General features: G+C 38.8%; 2 protein-coding genes. Both read right to left on the bottom strand.

Annotation, left to right across the window (positions count from 1 at the left end; all coding sequences use genetic code 11):
- On the bottom strand, window positions 1–436 hold a 436-nt coding region (locus tag VR863_RS14880), incomplete at its 3' end, for a ThuA domain-containing protein (protein ID WP_324829305.1).
- A 469-nt stretch (window positions 437–905) separates the two neighbouring features.
- Window positions 906–2273: Na+/H+ antiporter family protein (locus tag VR863_RS14875; protein ID WP_324829304.1), on the bottom strand; the 1368-nt coding region annotated here is incomplete at its 5' end.

Genomic DNA, 2273 nt, shown 5'->3' with positions numbered 1-2273 from the left:
TATAGTATTGCTCAGAAACCACAGTGAAATCTTCCATACCTTCTGTTAAAGGATGATTGGGGTCGTTTATCTTAACTGTGTATGTAACTCCATCATTTCCTGGATGCGCTACCCACTGTCCACCCACCATAAATTGATAGTCTACTGCCATTCTAAAGCTATCTCCCATTCCACCATGCAAACCTGCAAGTCCAGTTCCAGCTGCAACCGCCGCAAGGAGTGGCTTTAGTTGATCTTCAGTAATAGTATCTTGTGTCCAGTTTGGAATAATCAAATCAAAAGCTGTCAAATCTTCGTTTTGTAAGGTTTCTAATGTGTCAGTAATAGTCACATCAAAATTTTCTTCCTCCAAAATCCCTCCCAAAATACCAGCTACTTCTACTGGTTCATGGCCGTCCCAGCCACCTTGAAAAATTAATGCCTTTTTCTTCGTCATCGATATTTCCTCCTTTTATCAGAAAGCGTTTGCAGTTTTAGTGATAAATACTTTAACTCATTATAATAATTCTAGATATTAATGGTTATTCCTTTAATTCTTTTTTGTTAAAAATTCCAACTTATGTCTAGACTTTGTTGTTTTTAATATACAAAGTACAAGAAGTAGTTCTTAGCGGCCTGAATACACATAGACTCCTGTGGGAGTAAAGAGACAGGTGAGACCCCGCAGTAGCTTGCGACGAGGAGATAGAAAAGTGTAGGCGCATTGTTCAGCCCCGACAAGCGCTGGAGGGCTGACCGATGAAGTCGTTCTTTGACTTCAACTGACAGACCGAAGCGACTCGAGGGGCTAGGAAACTGACTTTTTTCTATAAAAGTCAGGCGCTGGAACTAGACAGGCTCAGTTCTCGCCCACGGAAAGCGAAGTGTATTCAGGCTGCGGGTTTTAAGAGTAACACTCAATACGATTAAAGGATAATCGCTGCTAGCCATCCAAATAATAGTAATGGAATATTATAATGAATAAAAGTCGGAACACAAGTATCCCAGATATGATTATGTTGTCCATCTACATTTAATCCCGCAGTTGGTCCAAGTGTACTATCCGATGCAGGTGAACCAGCATCTCCAAGGGCTGCTGCTGTTCCAACAATAGCGATCGTCGCCATTGGACTAAATCCTAATTGGAGACAAAGCGGCACAAAGATTGTTGCAATGATAGGAATGGTCGAGAATGAAGAGCCGATTCCCATTGTAATTAATAGCCCTACAACAAGCATAGAGATGGCTGCTAATGACTGATTACTTCCAATTACATTGGAGGCTTGTTCAACGAGGCTTTCTACATCACCTGTTTCACGTAATACAGAAGCAAATCCTGAAGCTGTAATCATCACAAATCCGATAAATGCCATCATCTTCATCCCACTTGTTAATAACTCATCAGCCTCTGATGTTTTCATGGCACCACTTATATATATAATTATAATTCCGGCCAATGCACCAAAAATCATTCCATTCACTTTAAGTTCCTCGGATAAATACAGTTGAACTGCTAATGAAACAAGTACAGATAATATAGCAAAGCTAACACTTTTCGTCGTATATGGTTGTGCAATTTGTTGATCAGCTACTTCAACAGTTTTATAATTTCTTGGTTTTCGGTATGAAAAAAATACGGCTACTAACAATCCAATTAACATCCCAGCAACAGGGATAAGCATGGCATTCGGAATATCAGTTATATCAATCTTCAAACCACTATCAGACATATTAATTTCTAAGGTATCATGGAATATTTTTCCGAATCCCACTGGTAATAAAATGTAAGGTGCAGTTAATCCAAAGGTCATGACAGCTGCAATGACACGGCGATCAATTTGAAGCTCATTTAAGACTTTCAATAACGGTGGAATTAATATAGGTATAAATGCAATATGAATAGGAATTAAATTCTGAGAGAAAATCGCGATTGTTAATATTAATAAAACAAGTAAAGCCTTTGATAACGCCTTTCTCTTCGTATCTCCCTTACTTCCGACTATTTTAAATACTCCCTTTACAATCGCCTCTGGTAAGCCTGTTTTGGAAATGGCAACGGCAAATCCCCCAAGTAAAGCATAGCTAAGGGCAACAGTAGCGTTACCTCCTAATCCATTTGTAAAAGTATTAATCGTCGTTGCAAGATCTAAACCACCAGTTAAACCACCAACCAATGCACCGATTACTAATGCTAAAACGACATTTATTCTAAGTAAACTTAAAACTAACATAACAAGTACAGCAATAACTACTGCGTTCATAACTAAGACCCCCAAATACTTTACCTTGCTAAA

It is taken from the genome of Qipengyuania zhejiangensis, from assembly GCF_035607565.1.
In the GTDB taxonomy this organism is placed as follows: domain Bacteria; phylum Pseudomonadota; class Alphaproteobacteria; order Sphingomonadales; family Sphingomonadaceae; genus Qipengyuania; species Qipengyuania zhejiangensis.
Note: the sequence above shows the minus strand (reverse complement) of the source record. Positions and strands in the feature narration are given on the sequence as shown.